Here is an 18,586-nt window from a genome sequence, read left to right on the forward strand (position 1 = left end):
CAATGGCCGGAAAACGCACGAATCGCGCCATTATCTGGACAAAAGCTCCGGGCCGGGGTGGGTGAGCCGGGACTGAGGGCGATGACTCAGCAGTCCACAACCGCGCCGCTGGAGATGTTGATCGTGGCGTCCGTGATGGCACCTGCCTTGTCCGAGGCCACCCACGCCGCGGCGTTTGCCACGTCGCGTGGAACGTGGCAAGGGCGGCGGTCAGCGAACGCGACGCCGTATACTCGGTGCCAGCCATGACCATCCTTCCGTCCTCCCTCGCCAGCGTCCGCATTGATGCGTGGCTGTGGGCGATCCGCGCCTACAAGACACGCTCGGCCGCCACCGCTTCGTGCCGCGCAGGCCACGTGCGGCTGAACGGAAGCCCGGCCAAAGCCTCTGCCACTCTGGTCACGGGCGACACCGTCACGGTGCGGATGTCCGGCTTCGAACGCACCCTCGAAGTCCGCCGCCTCATCGCCAAGCGCGTGGGGGCAGAGGCCGCGTCGCACTGTTTTACCGACCACACTCCGCCAAGGCCGGTGGCACCTGCGCTGGGGCTCCCGCAGCGGGACCGTGGTGCGGGGCGTCCCACGAAGAAGGATCGCCGTGAGATGGAACGGCTCAAGGGCTCCGCAACCTAGACGCCGGCCGAATGGCTAGCTGGTAAGGCAGGCAGGGCCGGTGCGCACCCCGTGCCGCGTTCGACAATTGGGGCCGCCGCCGACGTGCGGCCGCAGATCGGAGAGAATCATGGGCACCGCTGCGAAACTCTTCAACAACGTTCCCGTCGAGTCGGGGTCCTGCTCCGCCGACGGGCTCACGGGGTTGGCTCCTTGACAGGCCTCATCCTGGCCTCCGTCCGCCAGCCCGGCGAGGACGCCGTCACGGACCTGCACATCATTGATGGCGTGGTGGCCCGGATCAGTAGCGGCGGCGGAATCCCGGGCGGCGCCCGCGTGGTCAGCGTGGACGGGCGCTACGTCATTCCAGGGCTCTGGGACGAACACGTCCACATGACCCAGTGGGCGCTGCACTCAAACAGGCCGGACCTGTCCGCCGCCGCATCCGCGCAAGAGGCTGCAGCCGCCGTCGGATCTTATGTTCACGGCGCCAATCCTTCGGTCACCACCGCGGGGGTGGGCTTCCGCGACGCCTTGTGGCCGGACGTCCCCACTTTGGAAATGCTCGACGCCGCCACCGGCAACCAGCCCACCGCCCTGATCAGCCACGACCTGCATTGTGTCTGGCTGAACAGCGCTGCCGCCCGGCGGTACGGGGTGGAGGTTGATGCCGGCGGCCTTCTCCGGGAGGAACCTGCTTTTGCGCTGACCCGTGAGCTGGGCAAACTCCCGGACTCGGTGGTGGACGGCTGGGTCCGCGATGCCGCAGACGCGGCATCCGCCCGGGGAATTGTGGGCATCGTTGATTTTGAAATGACGTGGAACCGCGACGTCTGGTTGCGCCGCATCGCCGGGCCTCTGGGAGTTGCGGCCAGCGTGCAGCCGGTACATGCACTGGATGACCGTGACGCCGCGGAGTCCAACTGGGGCGGCCGCACGCAGCGGGCGTTTCCGCTGAGATCGCTCCTCGACGCCGGAGCCACGTTGGCGCTGGGTTCGGACGCGCCGGTTGCGCCGCTGGATCCGTGGGCGGGGATGTCGGCGGCCACCACCAGGTACCGGCAGGACGGCCGCGGGCCGTGGCATCCCCAGGAATGCGTCAGCCGACGGCAGGCACTTGCTGCCTCAGCAAGGGGCCGGAACCGGATCCGGGTCGGGGACCCGGCGGACCTGGTGGTGCTCGACGCCGATCCGCTGTCCTCGCCGGACACGGAATTCGCCGCCATGCCGGTTGCGGCAACGCTCCTGGCTGGCCGCTTCACGTACGACGGCGGCCTGGCTTAGTTCCGCACTTTGGCCTGCACGAGATTCGCGAACGGCAGCCGGCCATGGTCCGCAACAAAGGCTGCGTGATAGGCGGCCTCGGCTTGGTTTAGTTCTTCGGCGGGCACCTCTTTCCACGCGATGATAAGTTCATCCGTGTGGGTCAGCTGCCAGATGAGCCGGCCGTCCCAATGGCCCGGCGGCCTGCCCCTGCCGAAATCCAGGAACTCCTTGATCTGATTCCGGAGGCCGCGGTTGCCCTTGCTTCCCGGCCCGGCTTTGCCAACATAGAGAATGTCCGCGCCGTCCACCCATTCCGCCAGAATGGCTTCCGCCGGCAGGGTGGGATTCTTTTTCTTGAAGGTCCCGGCGGTGCTGATCTTCAGGAAGTGCGGCTCGAACTCATTCGGCCGGAGAATGGCGAACACGCCGGTGCCCTGCGGAACCCTCATGATCTCAAGGCTGTCGAAGGCCCGGAAGCCGGCAAAGCCGTCGGACTTGAGCGTTTTCCTGTTCATCATCATGACGTTACCCGGCCCGGCGCCGGTCCGGAGCTAACTTGCACTGCGCACCTAAACGTCCAAAAGCGTAGAGTGGGTTTAGACGCCTGTTTCTGGACGCCGTGCTGCTGAGGGAGAGATCGTGACGATTGACTGGGACGAAAAAAAGGCCCTGCTGCAGGAACCAAACATCGCGGCGGTAACGCAGCTTTGCGATGAACTGATGGAAAAGAAGCCAGGGTCCGTCGTCCCGTACATCGACCCCGTGCATGACGAGGACGAATGCAGGATCGTCAGCCTCCACGTCACTCCCGGCAAGGGCACCGAATCCGGCTTCGTCTCCCATTTCAACGACGACGAAGCCGCCCGCCGCGCCACCCAGATTTACGAACTTGCCGAGCTTGATCCTCGCTATGTGATGCCATGGAATGCGTACCCGTGGGTGCGGGATCCGGAGCTTCCATCGGCGCTGAACGTCCAGGAAAAGACTGACGGACTGCGGCCCTTCCGGCAGTTCCTCAAGATCAACCGCCGCGTCTCTGCAGTCATCGCCCATGGCACGGACGCCTCCACGTTCCTCACCCTCTTCGAGAAGACCTACCATTCTTCCCTGAAGAACAGCGGCATCAAGATATATAAGGCCAGCGCGCTCGGCGGGCGGGCCTTTGCTGTTTCTGAAGCAAAACAGGAGGACCTCCTCGCCAAGAGCGTGGACGTCTATAAGGACGCCATGCAGCGGGCAGGCATCCAGCACCTCTAACCAACTCGCGAGATGACAGTTCGCGGCAGTTCCGGAGCCGGATACTGCTGCTAAGTGCCACCTCGCGAACGCACGACGGCGGCAGTCACCGCGGGTGCCTCAGCCTTCCAGCAAGCGCCTGCGGTGCTTGAGCTCCTTCACCCACGCCCTGGTGACCATGCCCGGGAACGGCGAGCCGCCGTCGTTCTTCTCCGGCCCACCGAGCCCGGCGAACGCGGCGCCTGCCTCCAGGTCGGCGATCAGCGGACCTGACGCCTTCAGCGCGAGCTCCACCACCTGGATGGCCGTGCGCTCTGTGAGTCCGAGCTCCGCAGCCCAGCCCAGAAAGTGGCGGCGAGAGATCCCGCTCCGCTTCCCTTTCAGGGTCAGCGCAAGGGTCTTGTCCCCGTAGACCACTGTGGACGGAATGTCGTAGACCGGGGCGATGGTCCACTCCCCGTGCGGCTGCTGGACCATGGAAACGTTCTTGGCGTGTAGGTCCCCGTTGCCGCTCAGCCACGCAAACGCCCCCTGGATGACCAGGTTCCGGAGTGCCGGGAGAGGCGCCGAGCAGTAGGCGGCCAGAGCATGGCAGACCTGGCCATAGCCCACGTTGTACTTGTCCGCCGGGTAGAGCTTCAGTACCTGGGCCCCGTCCTCCACGGCCAGCCGCCGGACGTCGCCGGGCCCGCCGCCTGGGATGGGCACCCTGTCGAAGCGTTCCACCAGAAGCCCGGGCCGGGCCGCAACATCCCGGATCAGCCGGACCCGGCTCAACGGAATCCGCAGCCTGGCCGCATACCGGAACATCACCAGCTCGTTCTCCACCACATGCGGGAATTCGGGGGCGTTGAGTTTGAGGATGAACCGCTTGCCGGCGCTGGCCACAGGGAGCGAGATCATGCCGGCAGACAGCTTGTCCTGCACCCCGGCCAGCACCACGGGATCGATCAGGTCCGGATCACCGAGCAACTTATCGAAGTCAACCGGCAGCTTGGGATCCAGCTGGACAGCGTGCTCGTCGGGATCCAACGCTTCGCCGTGGCCTACGATCTGGACGTCGCCCACCGGGTTCCCGCCGGCCGCGATCAGCAGGGAGAGGTCGTCGTCGGCGCTGGTTTTGATGGACCGCCGCAGCGCATTGAGCCGGCGGCCTTCCGGCAGAAGGCCGGTGAAATAGGGCGGCGCCGCCCCGGCCGCTGAATGGACGGGCGCTCCGGTGAGCGGCAGGGAACTGGCGACGGCGGGACCTCCGGACGCGAGGTACGCCGGCACGTAGCTGAACCGGGTGCCGCCGTCGTGCCGTTCTAGCCGCGCGGCGAGCACACCGGCCTTGTAGATGTCCGCGATGCGGTGCTTCACGGTTTGATTTCTTGGTCGCTGGTAGGCGCACCCGCCGGACCGCCGAGACTGCGGGCGGCTTGGCTGGTCCGGGTGGCCAGCCGGAGTTCAAGGCCCAAGGTTTCCAGGACTGCCGTCAGCGAATCCAGCTGCACACTCTGCTTGCCCTGCTCAACGAACCGGACGAAGCGTTCCGAGACCCCGGCCATGTCGGCGAGGTCCAGTTGGGTCAGGCCCAGCTGGCCGCGGCGGGCACGGACCTCCGTGGCCATCAGGTCCGCAAGTAGCTTCATCACGAAAACTCCGATAGGTACGTTCATGCCGTTTTGGTGGCTGGCACGAGCCTACGCCCGATCCAGCTTCCTGACCAGCGGCTGATCGGCACGAACGTACCGCTCAACGCGCGGACCCGCGCGGGACCGTGCGGGACCGTGCGGCAATCTTCGGCGTGCGCCTTGACACCACTTAGTGACAACTGCCAGGCCAACACCGAGCACCTCCGGCTCACCGTGGAACAATCAATCGGGCTGGTCACCGCCCTTAATCCCCACCTTGGCTACGCCACCGCCATCGCCCAGGAAGCACTCGCCACCGGCAAGGGTGTGGCCGAACTCGTGCTCGAGCACGGCCTGCTCACCGCTGGCCAACTCGAGGACCTCCTCAGCCCGGAACGCCTGGCCAACCTCAGCAAATAGTCCCCAACCGCCCCTAACCTCGCAAGCTCTGTCAGGGAACCCTGCGGTCGTGGGCCCACCCAACCTCGCCCTAACAGCACACCTCTCTCCCCGATCGCTTCATCCGATCCGGGGCACCCCGTCGTGCCCAAAATCCCCCGCCGGATTCAGAGAATCGGCCTTCAAAGACGAGGGCCGCGCCCCAGACCAGGGCTGAATCACGGCACCAACCGAAGGATTGACTTTGAAAAACAAATCAACGAGATGGATTCTGGCGTCACTCCTGATGGGAATCATCAGCGGCCTGGCATTCCACTGGCTTCTTCCGGTGGACACGCGGGACTCCCTCGTAGCCGTCTTCGACACAGTGACGCACATGTTCCTGAACCTGATCAAGATGATCATTGCTCCACTGATCTTCGCTACCTTGGTCTCGGGCATCGCCGGAGCCGCGAAATCCGCCGGCGTCGGCAAGCTGTTCGGGCGCGCAATGATCTGGTTCCTCAGCGCCTCGGCACTGGTGGGCGCGTTCGGCTTCATCATGGCGCACTTGCTCAATGTAGGCCATGGCCTCATCTCGCCCCCACAGGTGATGCGGTCCTGGAGTCGAAGCCCCTCGATTTCCAGGCGTTCATCACCAACATCATCCCCACCAGCGTTTTCTCAGCCCTGACCACGAACAACCCACTCCAGATCCTGGTGTGCGCGCTCTTCGGCATTGCGCTGCTGAACCTTCGAAAGAAGGGCCACTCCTCCATAGCGGATGCCATCGACGAACTGATGAGAGTCATGTTGAAGGTCACCGGCTACGTGATGCTGGCAGCTCCAGTGGGTGTTTTCGCTGGGATCGCTTCGGCGTTCACGGCAGAGGGCCTGGACGCATTTGCCACCTACGCTTCCTTTATCGGCGGATTCTACGTCTCCCTTTCGGCTCTGTGGGTCATCATGATCGCCGTCGCCGCCGCGTTCCTCGGCCGGGCGGCATTCCGCCTGGTGCGCATAGTCCGCGAGCCGATGGTCATAGCGTTTGCAACGTCAAGCAGCGAAGCCGCGTTGCCTAAACTCATCGAAGGCCTGACCAAGTTCGGCATCGAAAAACGGACCACCGGCTTCGTGCTGCCGCTGGGTTACTCCTTCAACGTTGACGGTTCCATGATGTACATGACCTTCGCTTCCGTCTTCCTCATCAACGCCTACGGTATCGACATGGACCTGGGCCAGCAGATCGCCATGACAGCCATGCTCCTGCTCAGCAGCAAAGGCATGGCCGGCGTTCCCCGAGGTTCGCTCGTGGTTCTCGCCGCCGTCGTCCCCGCCTTCGGCGTCCCGGCCGCCGGCATTGCCGTCCTGTTGGTAGTCGACCAGTTGCTGGACATGGGCCGCACGGCCACTAATATCCTCGGAAATGCCATCGCCACCGCCGTCATCGGCAGGAAACACGACCAAGCCACACCCGACGCAGACGGGTTCCCGGCAGCGGACGTGGACCAGAGCCGGGCCCCCGCTCCCGCTCACGCAATGTACTGATCGCGTCAGGCCCTGAAAGGAATTCGAAATGGTTCGTTCATTCCCCCAGTACGCGGCCGGGCTCACCAACGTGAGGTCAAGGATCATCGGGTACCTCGCCAGCAACGGGGCGAGCAAGGTGTCCGACATCAGCAGCGCCGTCGGGTCCTCCAGGGACAACGTCCGTTACCACCTGGCTGTGCTCGAGGCCGATGCGCTGGTCCGCTCCAACATTTCCCCCGGGACAAGGACCGGCTGCACTCCCTTTTATGCCCTTGCCCCTGCGACTGCGGAGTCCAGGGAGCGGATCCACTGATCCGCGGCTGATGCACGGTGGCGGAGCTCGCCCGAGGAAGATGACCTGTTCCACCTCCTCGGGCGAGAGCCCTCCGGATGACCGGCCAGTCAGCACCCGGGTTGACACGGCGTGTGACCAGTGCCATATTTTAAGCGTGAACCTGTCAGACAGCCGGACAGCAGGACAGCCTGCGGAGTCCATCCGCGAGCAGCCCGCCGGAGCCCAGCCCCTGGCCCGGCTCAGCGCTGCCGAGGCGGTGTTCAACGCCATACGTACAGACATCGAGTCCGGTCAGGTGGCGGTAGGTGGAAAGCTCAGCTCCGAGGCCACCCTTTCCCAGCAGTACGGGGTCAGCCGATCGGTCATCCGTGAAGCCCTCCGTTCCTGCACCGCCTTGGGCCTGACCGTCACCAAGACCGGCAAGGGCACGTTTGTGGTTGCCAGCAAGGTAGCCAATGACCTCACACTGGGTCAGTACTCTGCCCGGGATCTCACGGAAGCCCGCCCCCACATCGAGGTGCCCGCAGCAGGATTGGCCGCCCAGCGCCGGACCGTTGAAGAACTGGAAACGCTGCGGCACATCGTCGCCGCGATGAGCACTGAAACCGACCCTGAATCGTGGGTGGCCTTAGACTCCAGCTTCCACGCCGCCATCGCCCGTGCCAGTGGCAACAAGGTGTTCGCCAGTGTGGTGGCCGACATCCGGGGAGCCGTGGCCTTCCAGTCTGAAACCCTGAACATGGCGGCCGACCGCCAGCAGGCATCGGACACTGAGCACCAACAGATCCTCGCCGCTATCGAGGCCGGCTCCGCTGAAGCCGCAAGCAAGGCCATGGCCGAACACCTGCGCGCCGTGGGCGTTGCCCTCGACTCCATCCTTAACAAGTAACCCCTGCCCCGAGGACTACATGCCACTCCCTGCCATGCCCGCCGTCCAGACCGCTCCCCCCGGTACGGCCGCCACCGGATCCCGGACCGCAACCGAAACCGGGACTCTCCCGCAGCACGCGCCCCTGGTGGTGGCCACCCGGGGCGGCCTGGTGGAAAGCGTCCACTACGGCTCGGCCATCGCCACCGCAGCTGGCGGCTCGATCCTGGCCGCGGCAGGCGACCCCCTGGCCCCGTTCTACCCGCGTTCTTCCCTCAAGCCCCTGCAGGCCGTTGCCATGGTCCGCGCCGGCCTTAACCTCCCCCCGGATCTGCTCGCGCTGACCGCGGCCAGCCACTCCGGCGGAGCCAAACACCGCGGTGGCACGCAGCGCATCCTCGCCATGCACGGGCTCACCGTGGGCGACCTCGAGAACAGCACCGACATGCCTTACGGCACCAGCGAGCGCGAGGACTGGCTGCGTTCCGGCTTCAACCCCACGCAACTGACCCAGAACTGCTCCGGCAAGCACGCCGCCATGGCCGCCACCTGCGTTATCAACGGCTGGCCGGTCAAGGGTTACCTGGACCCGTCCCACCCGCTGCAGCAGCTGGTCGCGACCACCGTCACCGAGTTGACCGGCGAGGACCCCTTCGCCCGCAGCACGGATGGCTGCGGCACGCCACTCTTCGCCCTCACCCTCCGCGGCATGGCCCGCGCCTTCGGCAGCATCGCGGCCGCCGCCGCAGCCTCAGTCAGCACCTCCGACGACGGCGGGACCGCCCCGCTGCCTGCGGAAGCCGCCGTCGGACTGGCCATGCGGCAGCACCCGGACATGGTGGCCGGCGAGCGCCGGGACGTCACCGAGCTGATGCGGCTGCTCCCCGGTGCGGTGGCGAAGGACGGTTTTGAAGGTGTGCAGCTCGTGGGCCTGCCCGATGGCCGTGCAGTAGCGGTCAAGATTTCCGACGGCGGTGACCGCGCCCGGATGCCCGCCACCGTCCGCGTGCTCGAATCCCTCGGCGTGGCCACCGCGCCGCTGGCCGGCATCGGCACCACCCCTGTCCTGGGCGGCGGCCACAACGTGGGCCTGCTGCAGCCCACAGATTTCCTGTCCACGCCCGTCATCGAAGCCCTGTGAGGACCCCCATCATGACAAACTCAACCATCACGGACCACACGGTCCCACCCCAGGCGCACGCCACCGAAAATGCCCTGCACGCGGAGGACAAGGGTTACCACAAGAACCTTAAGCCGCGGCAGATCCAGATGATCGCGATCGGCGGAGCGATCGGCACCGGCCTGTTCCTCGGCGCCGGCGGCCGGCTCAACGCCGCCGGCCCGTCCCTGGTCATCGCCTACGCCGTCTGCGGCTTCTTCGCGTTCCTCATCCTCCGCGCGCTCGGCGAACTGGTGCTGCACCGCCCCTCCTCGGGCTCGTTTGTTTCCTACGCCCGTGAATTCTTCGGCGAGAAGGCCGCGTTCGTCTCCGGCTGGTTCTACTGGATCAACTGGGCCACCACCACCATCGTGGACATCACCGCCGCCGCGCTCTACATGAACTTCTTCGGCAACTACATCCCCTGGATGGCGGCCGTCCCGCAATGGGCCTGGGCCCTGACCGCCCTGCTGGTGGTCCTCGCCCTGAACCTCGTCTCCGTCAAGGTCTTCGGTGAACTCGAGTTCTGGTTCGCCATCATCAAAGTCGCCGCCCTCGTGGTCTTCCTCGTCGTCGGCACCTACTTCGTCATCTTCGGCACCCCCGTCGACGGCCAGCCCGTGGGCCTGAGCCTCCTCTCGGACAACGGCGGCGTCTTCCCCAACGGACTGCTCCCCATGATCATCCTCATGCAGGGCGTCCTGTTCGCCTACGCCTCCATCGAACTCGTAGGCACCGCCGCCGGCGAGACCGAAAACCCCGAAAAAATCATGCCCAAAGCCATCAACTCCGTGGTCTTCCGCATCGCCGTCTTCTACGTCGGCTCCGTCATCCTCCTCGCCCTCCTGCTCCCCTACACCTCCTACGAAAAGGGCGTCAGCCCGTTCGTGACATTCTTCGGCTCCATCGGCATCCAGGGCGTGGACGTCATCATGAACCTCGTCGTCCTCACCGCCGCGCTCTCCTCGCTCAACGCCGGCCTCTACTCCACCGGACGCATACTCCGCTCCATGTCCGTGAACGGCTCCGCCCCCAAGTTCGCAGGCCGCATGAACAAAGCCGGCGTCCCCTACGGCGGCATCGCCATCACCGCCGCAGTGTCCCTCCTCGGCGTCCCGCTGAACTACCTCGTACCCGCCCAGGCCTTCGAAATCGTACTGAACGTCGCCTCCGTCGGCATCATCATGACCTGGGCAACCATCGTCCTCTGCCAGATCCAGCTCCAACGCTGGGCACACAAAGGCTGGCTCAAACGCCCCTCCTTCCGCATGTTCGGCGCCCCCTACACCGGCTACCTCTCACTGCTCTTCCTGCTCAGCGTTCTCGTGATGGTCTTCATCGACTCGCCCCTCACCATGCTCGTGACCGCCATCGCCTCCGCCCTCATGGTCGTCGGCTGGTACGCATGCCGCCAGCGGATCCGTGAAATCGCCGAAACCCGCGAAGGCTTCACCGGCACCGCCCCCGTCGTCGCCAACCCGCCAGCGGAGGCCTTCAAGAAGTAGCTCCCTGCCGGCCGGCCGGCTGTGACGTCCGACGGCGGCACCTGGGTTCTGTGGACACGGAACCCAGGTGCCGCCGTCGTCGCTTCCAGAATCCTCTTGACGGTTCACAGACGCAGGTCTAACGTCGGCCACATCCTGCTGTATCAACGGCGAACCCAGTTAAGGAGCATCAGTTTCATGCCGGAATTCATGGATGTTCATCGCAATATGACCGGAATCACCCAGGAAGCCCTTCAAGCGGCCCACGACGCCGATCTCGCCATTCAAAGCGACGAAAGCGTTGACTTTAAATCTGCCTGGGCCGATCCCGAGTCAGGCTTGGTTTACTGCCTGTCCGAGGCCCCGTCCGCGGACGCTGTACGGCGAATCCACGAGCGCGCGGGCCACCCCGCCGACGAGGTCCACCCTGTTCCGATCAAAGTCTGATCAGCCAGCCCAGTTCGACGCCGGTACGCCGGGTTCCATTCACCCGGAACCCGAGGTGCCGCCGTCGTCAGCTTCCATCTTCCAAGGAGGACCGTCATGGACAACCCGGAAGCCAAGATTGTTGTAGGCGTGGACGGCTCCGATTCCTCGGTGCAGGCGCTGCGTTTCGCGGCACGTCTGGCGCCCGCCCTCGATGCCCGGATCCACGCGGTGGCCTGCTGGGACTTTCCGCAGATCTACGCCGGCTACGTTCCGCCGGACTTTGACGCCTTCGAAGGAGCCGCTGCCAAGACACTGGCCGAGGCGCTTGGCAAAGCGTTCGGGCCGGACGTTCCTGAGAACCTCAGCCAGGAACTGGTCCGCGGCCCCGCGCCTGCCAAGCTGGTCGAAGCCGGTGCGGACGCCGCGATGCTGGTGGTCGGCCGCCGCGGGCACGGCGGAGTCGTGGGTATGCATCTGGGGTCTGTGAGCTCAGCATGCGTTTCTCACGCTGCCTGCCCGGTCCTCGTGGTGCATACGGACGCAAGCCACCGACCCCACCATCTCTGGAAGGGCTCCAAGGGCAAGAAAACGTCGAGGCTGTAGCCCCGGATCCGCCCGGGCGTAATGCAACGCTCCCGCAACCCCCGTGTGGTAGGTGATCGCCTATGCTCAGCAGAGCGATTCACACGCGACCTCTGTGAAAGTTCAACGACGAACCACCCGGGAGACACGGCATGACCAACTGGCGCATCAGGGATTTCCATTCAGCAGACCTGGACGGGATCCTGCACCTCTGGGAGTCGCTCAAGGCCTCTGATGTGGAGCCTGTCTATGCCCTCTCCGAGGTTCTGGCATCCTGCGAGAAGGACCACGCGGTGGTGGCGGTGCAGGGCGATCAGGTGGTGGGCGCCGCCGTCGGACGCGCCGCGCATGACCAGGGCTGGATAGTCTTCCTGGCCACGCTGCCTGAATACCGCGGGCGCGGGATCGGCACGTCGCTGCTCGCCGCCGTCGAAAACCGCATGGCCCCGCACGGCCTCAACAAGCTCTCCGCGCTGATGCCGGAAGCGGAGACCAGGGTGGAGGCGTTCCTCAGCCGCGGCTTCGCGCTCAAGAAGAACCTCCGCTATTTCGAGCGGACCATCCCCGTCCAGCGGCAGGAGCTCGGCGCGCTGGGCCAGCTGGGCGGCCGGATCCTCGCCCGGGACCTGTGGGAGAACGTGGCCGGCATGCGCAAGGAAAAGGAACTCCTGGAGCGCAGGCTTGTCCTGCCCCTCGCGGAGGCCGACCTCGCCGATGAATACGGTGTAGTGCCGCCGCGCGCGGTAGTGCTGTTTGGTCCTCCCGGGACCGGCAAAACCACGTTTGCGAAGGCCATCGCGTCCCGGCTCGAGTGGCCGTTCGTAGAGGTCTTCCCGTCCCGGCTTGCCTCCGATCCCAAGGGCCTCGCCGGGGCCCTTCGCGAGACCTTCCTGGAGATCGCGGAGCTGGAGCACTGCGTGGTGTTCATCGACGAAGTGGAAGAGATCGCCTCCCAGCGCTCCGGCGAACCGCCGTCGCCCCTGCAGGGCGTCACCAACGAGCTCCTGAAGATCATCCCGGCGTTCCGCGAACAGCCCGGCCGCCTGCTGGTCTGCGCCACGAACTTCATCAAGTCCCTGGACAGCGCCTTCCTGCGCCACGGTCGGTTCGACTACGTCATCCCTATCGGCCTCCCGGACCGCCAGGCCCGCGAAGCCATGTGGCAGCGCTTCATCCCTGCCACCGTGGTGGACGATGTGGACGTGGAGCTCCTGGTGGAGCGGACCGAGGGGTTCTCCCCCGCGGACATTGAGTACGCTGCCCGCAGCGCCTCCCAGCGGGCGCTGGAAAAGGCAGTGTACGACGACGGCGGAGCGGCTTCCGGCGGCAACGCTTCAGTTCGCGAGGCGGTCCGGAAAGGGCCCTGCACGGAGGACTACCTCTTCACGATCGGCGATACGCGGACCACCGTCAGCCAGGAGGTCCACGAGCAGTTCCTTGAGGACATCGACGCGTTGGGGCGGGTCTAACGCTCGCTCCTCCCGCGCGAAAATTCCCAGCGCGAACGTACAGTTGTGGCCCACCTCCATGCGACCGAAAAATTTTCCCATAATCTTTTTTGAAACGGGCGGCGGGGGACCTTAAATGTCGTACCCCCTCACGATGATGGAGGTATGGAAAGCAGAGCAGTAGTGGAGGCGTTGGATGCGCTTGACGCATCCAGTGCCGCGCTGCGTGCCTTGGTTGACCGCGAAGATCCCTCAAGCTCCTGCGACCGTGACCGGCTGCGCGAATGGATTGATGCCTGCCTGGATGGCCTCTCCGAAGTCGCCCGACACGAGGCCGGCACTGCCGCCCTGAAGGTCCGGCTCTTGGCCGAGATCGCGGAAGGATCCCAGGCCTTGGCCGCCCCGAACGCGCTGCCGCAAGAGCGGCCGGCGCAGGACATGGCCGTGGTCTCCGAGGTCGCATGCGTGCTGACTGTCAGCGAACGCACGGCTTCGGCGCTGTTGGCCCAGTCCCATGAACTGACCACCGCCCTGCCGTTGACGCTGGCTGCTTTGGCGGAGGGGTCGATTTCGTGGCAGCACGCCCGAGCGATGGTCGACGAGGCCGGTACCCTGGACCCCGCCGGGGCCGCGGCGCTGGAAGCCCACTTCCTGGACCCTGACGCGGAGAACCCAGCGCGGGGGTGCTCGGCCGGGGAGCTCGTCCCGTCGCGGTTCCGGCACAAAGCGCGGACGTGGCGGGAGCGCCACCACCCGGACAGCCTCGAAAAACGCCACATCAAGAGCTTCCTGGACCGGCGGCTGGAGTACGCGCCGGACCGGGACGGCATGGCCTGGCTGTCCGCCTACCTGCCGGCGGATCAGGCCGCAGGCATCTGGGACCGCACCACCGCGGCCGCCCGAGCACTGCAGGGCCCAGCGGAGGGCAGGACCCTGACTCAGCTCCGCGTCGACAGTTTCGCGACCTGGCTCCTCACCGCGAGCACTGAAACGACGGCCGCGAAAAGCACCAATAACGGGGTTGGCGCTGGTGTGCGTTCGCCCACGGCGCAGGTACTGGTGACCGTGCCGGTGTTCGCGCTCATGGGCCTCACAGACGAACCCGCAACCCTCGACGGGTACGGGCCGATCCCGGCTTCCATCGCCCGCCGACTCGTGGCCGACGGAGCGTCCTCGTTCCGCCGGGTCCTCACCGACCCGCGCGACGGGGCGCCGCTCGAGATCGGACGGACCAGCTACCGCATCCCCCCGGCGATGCGGCAGTGGTTGAGACTCCGTGACGGAAAGTGCCCGTTCCCCGGATGCAGCAACCAGTCCCTGGACAACGAAGCCGACCACCTCCTCGCTTGGGCCGACGGCGGCACCACCGGTATTTCGAATCTTGGCCAGCCGTGTCCCAAACATCACCGGTTGAAGCACGCCACCGGATGGAGACCCACCGAAGCCGGCACAGACAAACCACCCGGCTGGATATCACCCACCGGCCGCCGGTATCAAAGTGAACACCAGGACTGGGAACCTCCCCAGTGGCCAGGCCAGATCATGAACCAACTGAAGCTCCAAGGGCTTGGTCCGGCGCTGCCCGAACATGACTCACCCGACCAAACATTGTCTAAAGCCCTGCCCAAAGATCCTCTCCCGGAGTGGGCCTGGCTACAGGCAGTTCTCGAAGAACCGGCTCCAAACCCCTACTTGCCGGTGCCTGACCTTTTCTGGCTACCTGAGCAACCGTTCGCCAAACGCGCGGCACGTCCGCACCCCTCCGGTGGCACCGGTTAGGCGACTCAAAATGGCCCCGTTTAGCCGCTTCGGGAGGCACAGAATTAGCCGTCCAACATACAGCGTTCAGTATTCAGCCGCACTGGAGCCGGCCACCGCGCTGGCGATAATCTTTGACCCATGTCCTCCAATCCGCTCCGGCATGCTTTCTCCCGCATGGGCGGCCGGGATCCGCATGAGAAGCACCGGGCCGCCACCCCGCTGGAACTCTTTTTCGACCTGACCTTTGTCATTGCCTTCGGTGTGGCTGGCAGCCAGTTCGCCCACGAGATCGCGGAAGCCCACTTCGACGCCGGACTGCTCGGATTCTCGTTCGCGATGTTCGCCGTGATCTGGGCTTGGATCAATTTCACGTGGTTCGCCAGCGCCTACGACACCGACGATTGGGTATTCCGGCTGGTCACCATGGTCCAGATTGTCGGCGTCCTGATCCTGGCGATGGGCATTGAGCCGCTGTTTCACTCCATCGTCGAAGGAAACCACGTCGACAACCGGGTGATCGTCGGAGGCTATGTGCTCATGCGTCTGGCGCTCGTGACCCAGTGGGTGCGCGCGTCCAGGCAGGACCCGGCCCGTCGTGAAACCTGCCTGCGCTATGCCAAGTACCTCGCTGTGGTGCAACTGGGCTGGATCGCGGTGCTGATCATCGAGGCCGACGTCGCCACCACCTTCCGCATGACGGCGCCGCTGGTTGTGCTTGAAATGGCCACGCCCTACTTCGCCGAACGGAAGGCCAAGACGCCCTGGCACGCCCACCACATCGCCGAGCGCTACGGCCTCCTCGCCATCATCGCTCTGGGAGAATGCCTGATCGGCGCGATAGAAACCCTTCGTGCCATTGTCGCCAACCACGGCTGGAGCATTGACGCCGCCCTCGTCGGCTTCGGTGGCACGGCGCTGGCCTTCGGGATGTGGTGGATCTACTTCATGCTGCCCGCCGGACGCGCCCTTCACCTCCGTCGGCACAAGTCATACCACTTCGGCTACGGGCACATCCCCATCTTCGCGGCCATTGCGGCAACGGGGCCGGACTGCACGTGGTCGCCTACTATATAGACCACGAGGCACACATCAGCGGAGCGGTTGCTGTGGCCAGCATCGCGGTACCGGTGGCACTGTTCAAACTCGCCCTGACCTGGCTGTTCAGCGTCATGATGGGCCGGGACCGGACTGTGCTGGCGGTCGCCGCCGGCATAATGGTGGCCCTCGCCCGGTCCATCGGCCTGGCGGCAGCCGGGGTTTCGGTCCCGGTATGCCTGCAGGTCATCGTTTTGGCACTGGGGGCTTCGATTGTCATCGATGAGCGGCGCGGCGCTGAGCGCGTGAACGCTGCGTTGGCGAAACTCGAAGCCGAGGCTACTTCTCCTCGCCCGTAGTGGCGTCCGCCTGATCGACAGGCTCAACAACCGGGTCGGGCTCGACGACTGGAGCCTCGTCGTACGTCAGATTCTCGTAGTCCGTGTCGTCTTCGTCGTCGAGCCTGTCGTTCAACTCGTCCAGCAGCCAGCGATTAACCCGTGCAAGGATCTTGCGGACTTCCTCGACGTCGACGGCGGCGTACAGCACCGGACGCGCATCCCGGTACTTGGTGACGGGCGGCTTGTCCGGCCATTTCGCGGCCAGAGCCCGCACTCGTTCGGGCAGCGAATTGTGGGCGTTGTCCGCGATCTTCACCAGTGCCGCGTCATGGTCCTCGGCGATGAAGTGCATCCCGGCCTGATAGTCATCGGGATTATCGTGCAGCCGGTTGGTGACCCGCTCGATGATGTCGGCCGCCCGCTCGGAAACGCCCATATCCCGCAGCGCCTGCCGGGTGATGGGAGTGTCCTCGGCAATGTCATGAAGGTAACCGGCAATCCGGATATCGTCATCGAAATCCGCCAGGGCATCACCCACCGCAATCACATGGTCACGGTAAGGGCGCTTAAGCTTGTCCTTCTGCCGGTTGTGGGCCACCTCGGCCAGGACTTTCGCGGTCTCGACAGTGAATCCCGGTTGAGGGATTTTGGCTTCAGTGAATTCGGGTTCCGACATGGCTTAAGCCTACGCGCAGGGCCGCAAGTGTCCGTTCGCGGGCCTACTGGGGGCCGCTCCACACCCATGGTTCCCGTGGAAGGTTCGCCGGCCGGAACGCCACGAGTGCATGTTCCAGCGTCCCTGCCGGCAACCCCAGGGACCGCAGGATGAGGTCCCGTACATCGGCCACGGGAACACCTTCGCGGGAAAGGTCAGCCAGCGTGACGGCACCGTCACGCTTGGCCAGCCGGGCGCCGTCGGAATTCACCACCAGGGGCACATGCGCATATTCCGGAATGGGAATGTTCAGCAACGACGCAAGATACGCCTGCCTGGGCGTGGAGGGCAGCAGGTCATCGCCCCGCACCACCTGGTCGATGCCCTGTGCGGCGTCGTCCACCACGACGGCCAGATTGTAAGCGGTCACGCCGTCGTTGCGGCGGAGGACAAAATCGTCCACCACGCCGGTGAAATCGCCGTGCAGCACATCCCGCACGGTGTACTCCGTCGTTCCGGCGCGGAGCCGGATGGCGGCAGGCCGTGTGGAGCGTTTGAACTCCAGCTCAGCAGGATCGAGGTCCCGGCAGGTGCCCGGGTACGCGCCCTGCGGCGCATGCGGCGCTGACGGCGCTTCCTGGATTTCGCGGCGGGTGCAGAAGCATTCGTAGGTGAGGCCTGCAACCGTGAGCCGCCCGATCGCTTCAGCGTAGACGGCTCCGCGGTCCGTCTGGCGTACGACGGCGCCGTCCCACGTCACGCCCACGGCCTCCAGATCGCGGAGCTGCTCCGCCTCCGCGCCGGCCCGCGCCCGGTCGAGGTCCTCGACGCGCAGCAGGAAGTCGCGGCCGGTAGACCGGGCAAACAACCAGGCGAGCATCGCAGTGCGGAGGTTTCCTGCATGCAGCTCGCCGGAAGGGCTGGGGGCAAATCGGCCGGCTGGGGTCATGGATCAACCCTAGTCCGGACAGCACAAGAGCCCCTCAGCTACCGATGACTTCGAAGGATCCGACGTCGGTGGCTCAGGGGCTCTTGCCGTGTGTGCAGAATGACCGTGGTGTGAACAAGTGTCAATCAGCGGCGTCCTCCTTGCGGAAGGGTGTGTCCAGTTACCGGGTGGTGTGCCGGGGATCCTGTAGCCTGCGGGATTCGGCGGTAGCCTCAGCCCTTGTTGCCACAATTTGAGCAGACACCATACAGTTGGCACAACCGGCAAGCCGTTCGTTGGTCAGTCTGACTAATAGCGGTTGCACACTCCGACAGGAACTGATCAGATTGCAGCAATTGGACGCCACGGACAAACGCATCCTCAACGCCCTGGACGAGGACCCCCGCGTCCCCGTCATGGTGCTGGCCCAACGGCTGGGCCTGGCGCGCGGGACCGTCCAGTCGCGCCTGGAGCGGATGACGGCGTCGGGAGCACTCCGCCCCAACAGCAGCCGGGTGCTCCCCACCGCCTTGGGCCGGGGTGTGGCGGCGGCCGTCAGCGCCGAACTGGACCAGAGCCACCTCAACGAAGCGATCGCGGCGCTCCGCAAGATCCCCGAGGTCCTGGAATGCCATGCCCCTGCCGGCGACACCGACCTGCTGATCCGCGTAGTGGCCACCAGCCCGGACGATCTCTACCGAGTGTCCGAGGAGATCCGGCTCTGCCCGGGAATCGTCCGCACCTCCACCAGCATGTTCCTGCGGGAGGTCATCCCGTACCGGACCACCGGGCTGCTGCGGGACTAAATTCCTTCCCCGACTCTTGGGTTGTACGGGGAGCTCTCCCCATCGCCCGCCCGGACGCATCGCAGCTAGGCTGGCACGGGAATCCATTCAGGGGGAAACATGGCGGGGAACTTTTACGGCGGCGACGTTGCCCAGTTGCGGCAGCTCGCCAAAGACCT

Annotated in this window: 19 protein-coding genes and 2 pseudogenes; 16 read left to right on the forward strand and 5 right to left on the reverse strand. The window is 65.4% G+C overall.

The features are described 5' to 3' along the window. The first annotated feature begins 245 nt into the window (after positions 1-245). Positions 246-632: an RNA-binding S4 domain-containing protein gene (locus tag AC50YA_RS07290; RefSeq protein ID WP_494981644.1), complete on the forward strand. Its 387-nt coding sequence runs from the start codon at positions 246-248 to the stop codon at positions 630-632. Positions 633-824: 192 nt separating this feature from the next. Continuing rightward, positions 825-1,895 carry an amidohydrolase family protein gene (locus AC50YA_RS07295; protein WP_494981645.1) on the forward strand — a complete coding sequence of 357 codons (1,071 nt, stop codon included), beginning with the start codon at positions 825-827 and terminating at the stop codon, positions 1,893-1,895. On the opposite strand, the gene AC50YA_RS07300 is transcribed toward AC50YA_RS07295, so the two are convergent. Next, positions 1,892-2,398 (reverse strand): hypothetical protein, encoded by a 507-nt coding sequence (locus AC50YA_RS07300; protein WP_494981646.1) that lies wholly within the window; start codon positions 2,396-2,398, stop codon positions 1,892-1,894. The two genes, AC50YA_RS07295 and AC50YA_RS07300, sit on opposite strands and share 4 nt — an antisense overlap. Positions 2,399-2,516: 118 nt before the next feature. On the opposite strand from AC50YA_RS07300, the gene AC50YA_RS07305 reads away from it, so the two are divergent. Next, positions 2,517-3,134: a uracil-DNA glycosylase family protein gene (locus AC50YA_RS07305; protein WP_160676430.1), complete on the forward strand. Its 618-nt coding sequence runs from the start codon at positions 2,517-2,519 to the stop codon at positions 3,132-3,134. 99 nt (positions 3,135-3,233) lie between these two features. Here the strand turns inward: AC50YA_RS07305 and AC50YA_RS07310 are convergent, their stop codons facing one another. After that, positions 3,234-4,475: a type II toxin-antitoxin system HipA family toxin gene (locus AC50YA_RS07310; protein WP_494981647.1), complete on the reverse strand. Its 1,242-nt coding sequence runs from the start codon at positions 4,473-4,475 to the stop codon at positions 3,234-3,236. Further along, on the reverse strand, positions 4,472-4,747 hold the full coding sequence (locus tag AC50YA_RS07315; protein ID WP_494981840.1) for a helix-turn-helix transcriptional regulator: 276 nt from the start codon (positions 4,745-4,747) through the stop codon (positions 4,472-4,474). The genes AC50YA_RS07310 and AC50YA_RS07315 overlap by 4 nt, the downstream gene beginning before the upstream one ends. 189 nt (positions 4,748-4,936) lie before the next feature. Here AC50YA_RS07315 and aspA point away from each other — a divergent pair. The 12 genes and pseudogenes from aspA to AC50YA_RS07375 form a co-directional block, all read left to right on the forward strand. Further along, positions 4,937-5,149 (forward strand): annotated as a pseudogene (aspA, locus tag AC50YA_RS07320) (aspartate ammonia-lyase); the annotation flags it as partial. A 223-nt stretch (positions 5,150-5,372) separates the two neighbouring features. Then, the gene (locus AC50YA_RS07325) at positions 5,373-5,801 is read left to right on the forward strand and encodes a cation:dicarboxylate symporter family transporter (protein ID WP_494981648.1); all 429 of its coding nucleotides are present in this window, start codon (positions 5,373-5,375) and stop codon (positions 5,799-5,801) included. Further along, positions 5,774-6,655 carry a dicarboxylate/amino acid:cation symporter gene (locus AC50YA_RS07330; RefSeq protein WP_494981841.1) on the forward strand — a complete coding sequence of 294 codons (882 nt, stop codon included), beginning with the start codon at positions 5,774-5,776 and terminating at the stop codon, positions 6,653-6,655. Before AC50YA_RS07325 ends, AC50YA_RS07330 begins: the two co-directional genes overlap by 28 nt. Positions 6,656-6,683: 28 nt before the next feature. Continuing rightward, on the forward strand, positions 6,684-6,950 hold the full coding sequence (locus AC50YA_RS07335; RefSeq protein WP_494981649.1) for a winged helix-turn-helix domain-containing protein: 267 nt from the start codon (positions 6,684-6,686) through the stop codon (positions 6,948-6,950). A gap of 136 nt (positions 6,951-7,086) precedes the next feature. Next, positions 7,087-7,821, forward strand: a complete 735-nt coding sequence (locus AC50YA_RS07340; RefSeq protein WP_494981650.1) for a FadR/GntR family transcriptional regulator — start codon at positions 7,087-7,089, stop codon at positions 7,819-7,821. 19 nt (positions 7,822-7,840) lie between these two features. Further along, positions 7,841-8,941 (forward strand): asparaginase, encoded by a 1,101-nt coding sequence (locus AC50YA_RS07345; RefSeq protein WP_494981651.1) that lies wholly within the window; start codon positions 7,841-7,843, stop codon positions 8,939-8,941. 11 nt (positions 8,942-8,952) lie between these two features. After that, a complete protein-coding gene (locus AC50YA_RS07350; RefSeq protein ID WP_494981652.1) occupies positions 8,953-10,464 on the forward strand; it encodes an amino acid permease in 1,512 nt (503 codons plus the stop codon). 177 nt (positions 10,465-10,641) lie between these two features. Further along, positions 10,642-10,890, forward strand: coding sequence for an SCO4226 family nickel-binding protein (locus tag AC50YA_RS07355; RefSeq protein ID WP_494981653.1), 249 nt, complete (start codon positions 10,642-10,644; stop codon positions 10,888-10,890). A 96-nt stretch (positions 10,891-10,986) separates the two neighbouring features. Beyond that, a complete protein-coding gene (locus AC50YA_RS07360; protein WP_494981654.1) occupies positions 10,987-11,475 on the forward strand; it encodes a universal stress protein in 489 nt (162 codons plus the stop codon). Between the two features lie 131 nt (positions 11,476-11,606). Further along, positions 11,607-12,923 (forward strand): ATP-binding protein, encoded by a 1,317-nt coding sequence (locus AC50YA_RS07365; protein ID WP_494981655.1) that lies wholly within the window; start codon positions 11,607-11,609, stop codon positions 12,921-12,923. A 144-nt stretch (positions 12,924-13,067) separates the two neighbouring features. Continuing rightward, positions 13,068-14,681, forward strand: a complete 1,614-nt coding sequence (locus AC50YA_RS07370; RefSeq protein ID WP_494981656.1) for an HNH endonuclease signature motif containing protein — start codon at positions 13,068-13,070, stop codon at positions 14,679-14,681. A 120-nt stretch (positions 14,682-14,801) separates the two neighbouring features. Beyond that, a pseudogene (locus AC50YA_RS07375) lies at positions 14,802-16,057 on the forward strand (low temperature requirement protein A). On the opposite strand, the gene AC50YA_RS07380 reads toward AC50YA_RS07375, so the two are convergent. Together AC50YA_RS07380 and gluQRS are read right to left on the reverse strand one after the other, a co-directional pair. Continuing rightward, positions 16,038-16,715, reverse strand: coding sequence for an HD domain-containing protein (locus AC50YA_RS07380; protein WP_494981657.1), 678 nt, complete (start codon positions 16,713-16,715; stop codon positions 16,038-16,040). The pseudogene AC50YA_RS07375 and the gene AC50YA_RS07380 sit on opposite strands and share 20 nt — an antisense overlap. Positions 16,716-16,758: 43 nt before the next feature. After that, entirely contained in the window at positions 16,759-17,643 is an 885-nt protein-coding gene (gene gluQRS, locus AC50YA_RS07385; RefSeq protein ID WP_494981658.1) for a tRNA glutamyl-Q(34) synthetase GluQRS, read from the reverse strand. A gap of 326 nt (positions 17,644-17,969) precedes the next feature. On the opposite strand from gluQRS, the gene AC50YA_RS07390 reads away from it, so the two are divergent. Beyond that, positions 17,970-18,428: an Lrp/AsnC family transcriptional regulator gene (locus AC50YA_RS07390; protein ID WP_494981659.1), complete on the forward strand. Its 459-nt coding sequence runs from the start codon at positions 17,970-17,972 to the stop codon at positions 18,426-18,428. Positions 18,429-18,586: the final 158 nt, after the last annotated feature.

The sequence above is a fragment of the Pseudarthrobacter sp. RHLT3-21 genome (assembly GCF_059383495.1).

Coding starts and splice junctions, on each gene's coding strand:
- AC50YA_RS07365 (WP_494981655.1), top strand. CDS start 11,607: ATGACCAACTGGCGCATCAGGGATTTCCATTCAGCAGACCTGGACGGG.
- AC50YA_RS07380 (WP_494981657.1), bottom strand. CDS start 16,715: ATGTCGGAACCCGAATTCACTGAAGCCAAAATCCCTCAACCGGGATTC.
- AC50YA_RS07315 (WP_494981840.1), bottom strand. CDS start 4,747: ATGAAGCTACTTGCGGACCTGATGGCCACGGAGGTCCGTGCCCGCCGC.
- AC50YA_RS07300 (WP_494981646.1), bottom strand. CDS start 2,398: ATGATGATGAACAGGAAAACGCTCAAGTCCGACGGCTTTGCCGGCTTC.
- AC50YA_RS07290 (WP_494981644.1), top strand. CDS start 246: ATGACCATCCTTCCGTCCTCCCTCGCCAGCGTCCGCATTGATGCGTGG.
- AC50YA_RS07345 (WP_494981651.1), top strand. CDS start 7,841: ATGCCACTCCCTGCCATGCCCGCCGTCCAGACCGCTCCCCCCGGTACG.
- AC50YA_RS07370 (WP_494981656.1), top strand. CDS start 13,068: ATGGAAAGCAGAGCAGTAGTGGAGGCGTTGGATGCGCTTGACGCATCC.
- AC50YA_RS07350 (WP_494981652.1), top strand. CDS start 8,953: ATGACAAACTCAACCATCACGGACCACACGGTCCCACCCCAGGCGCAC.
- AC50YA_RS07335 (WP_494981649.1), top strand. CDS start 6,684: ATGGTTCGTTCATTCCCCCAGTACGCGGCCGGGCTCACCAACGTGAGG.
- AC50YA_RS07355 (WP_494981653.1), top strand. CDS start 10,642: ATGCCGGAATTCATGGATGTTCATCGCAATATGACCGGAATCACCCAG.
- AC50YA_RS07360 (WP_494981654.1), top strand. CDS start 10,987: ATGGACAACCCGGAAGCCAAGATTGTTGTAGGCGTGGACGGCTCCGAT.
- gluQRS (WP_494981658.1), bottom strand. CDS start 17,643: ATGACCCCAGCCGGCCGATTTGCCCCCAGCCCTTCCGGCGAGCTGCAT.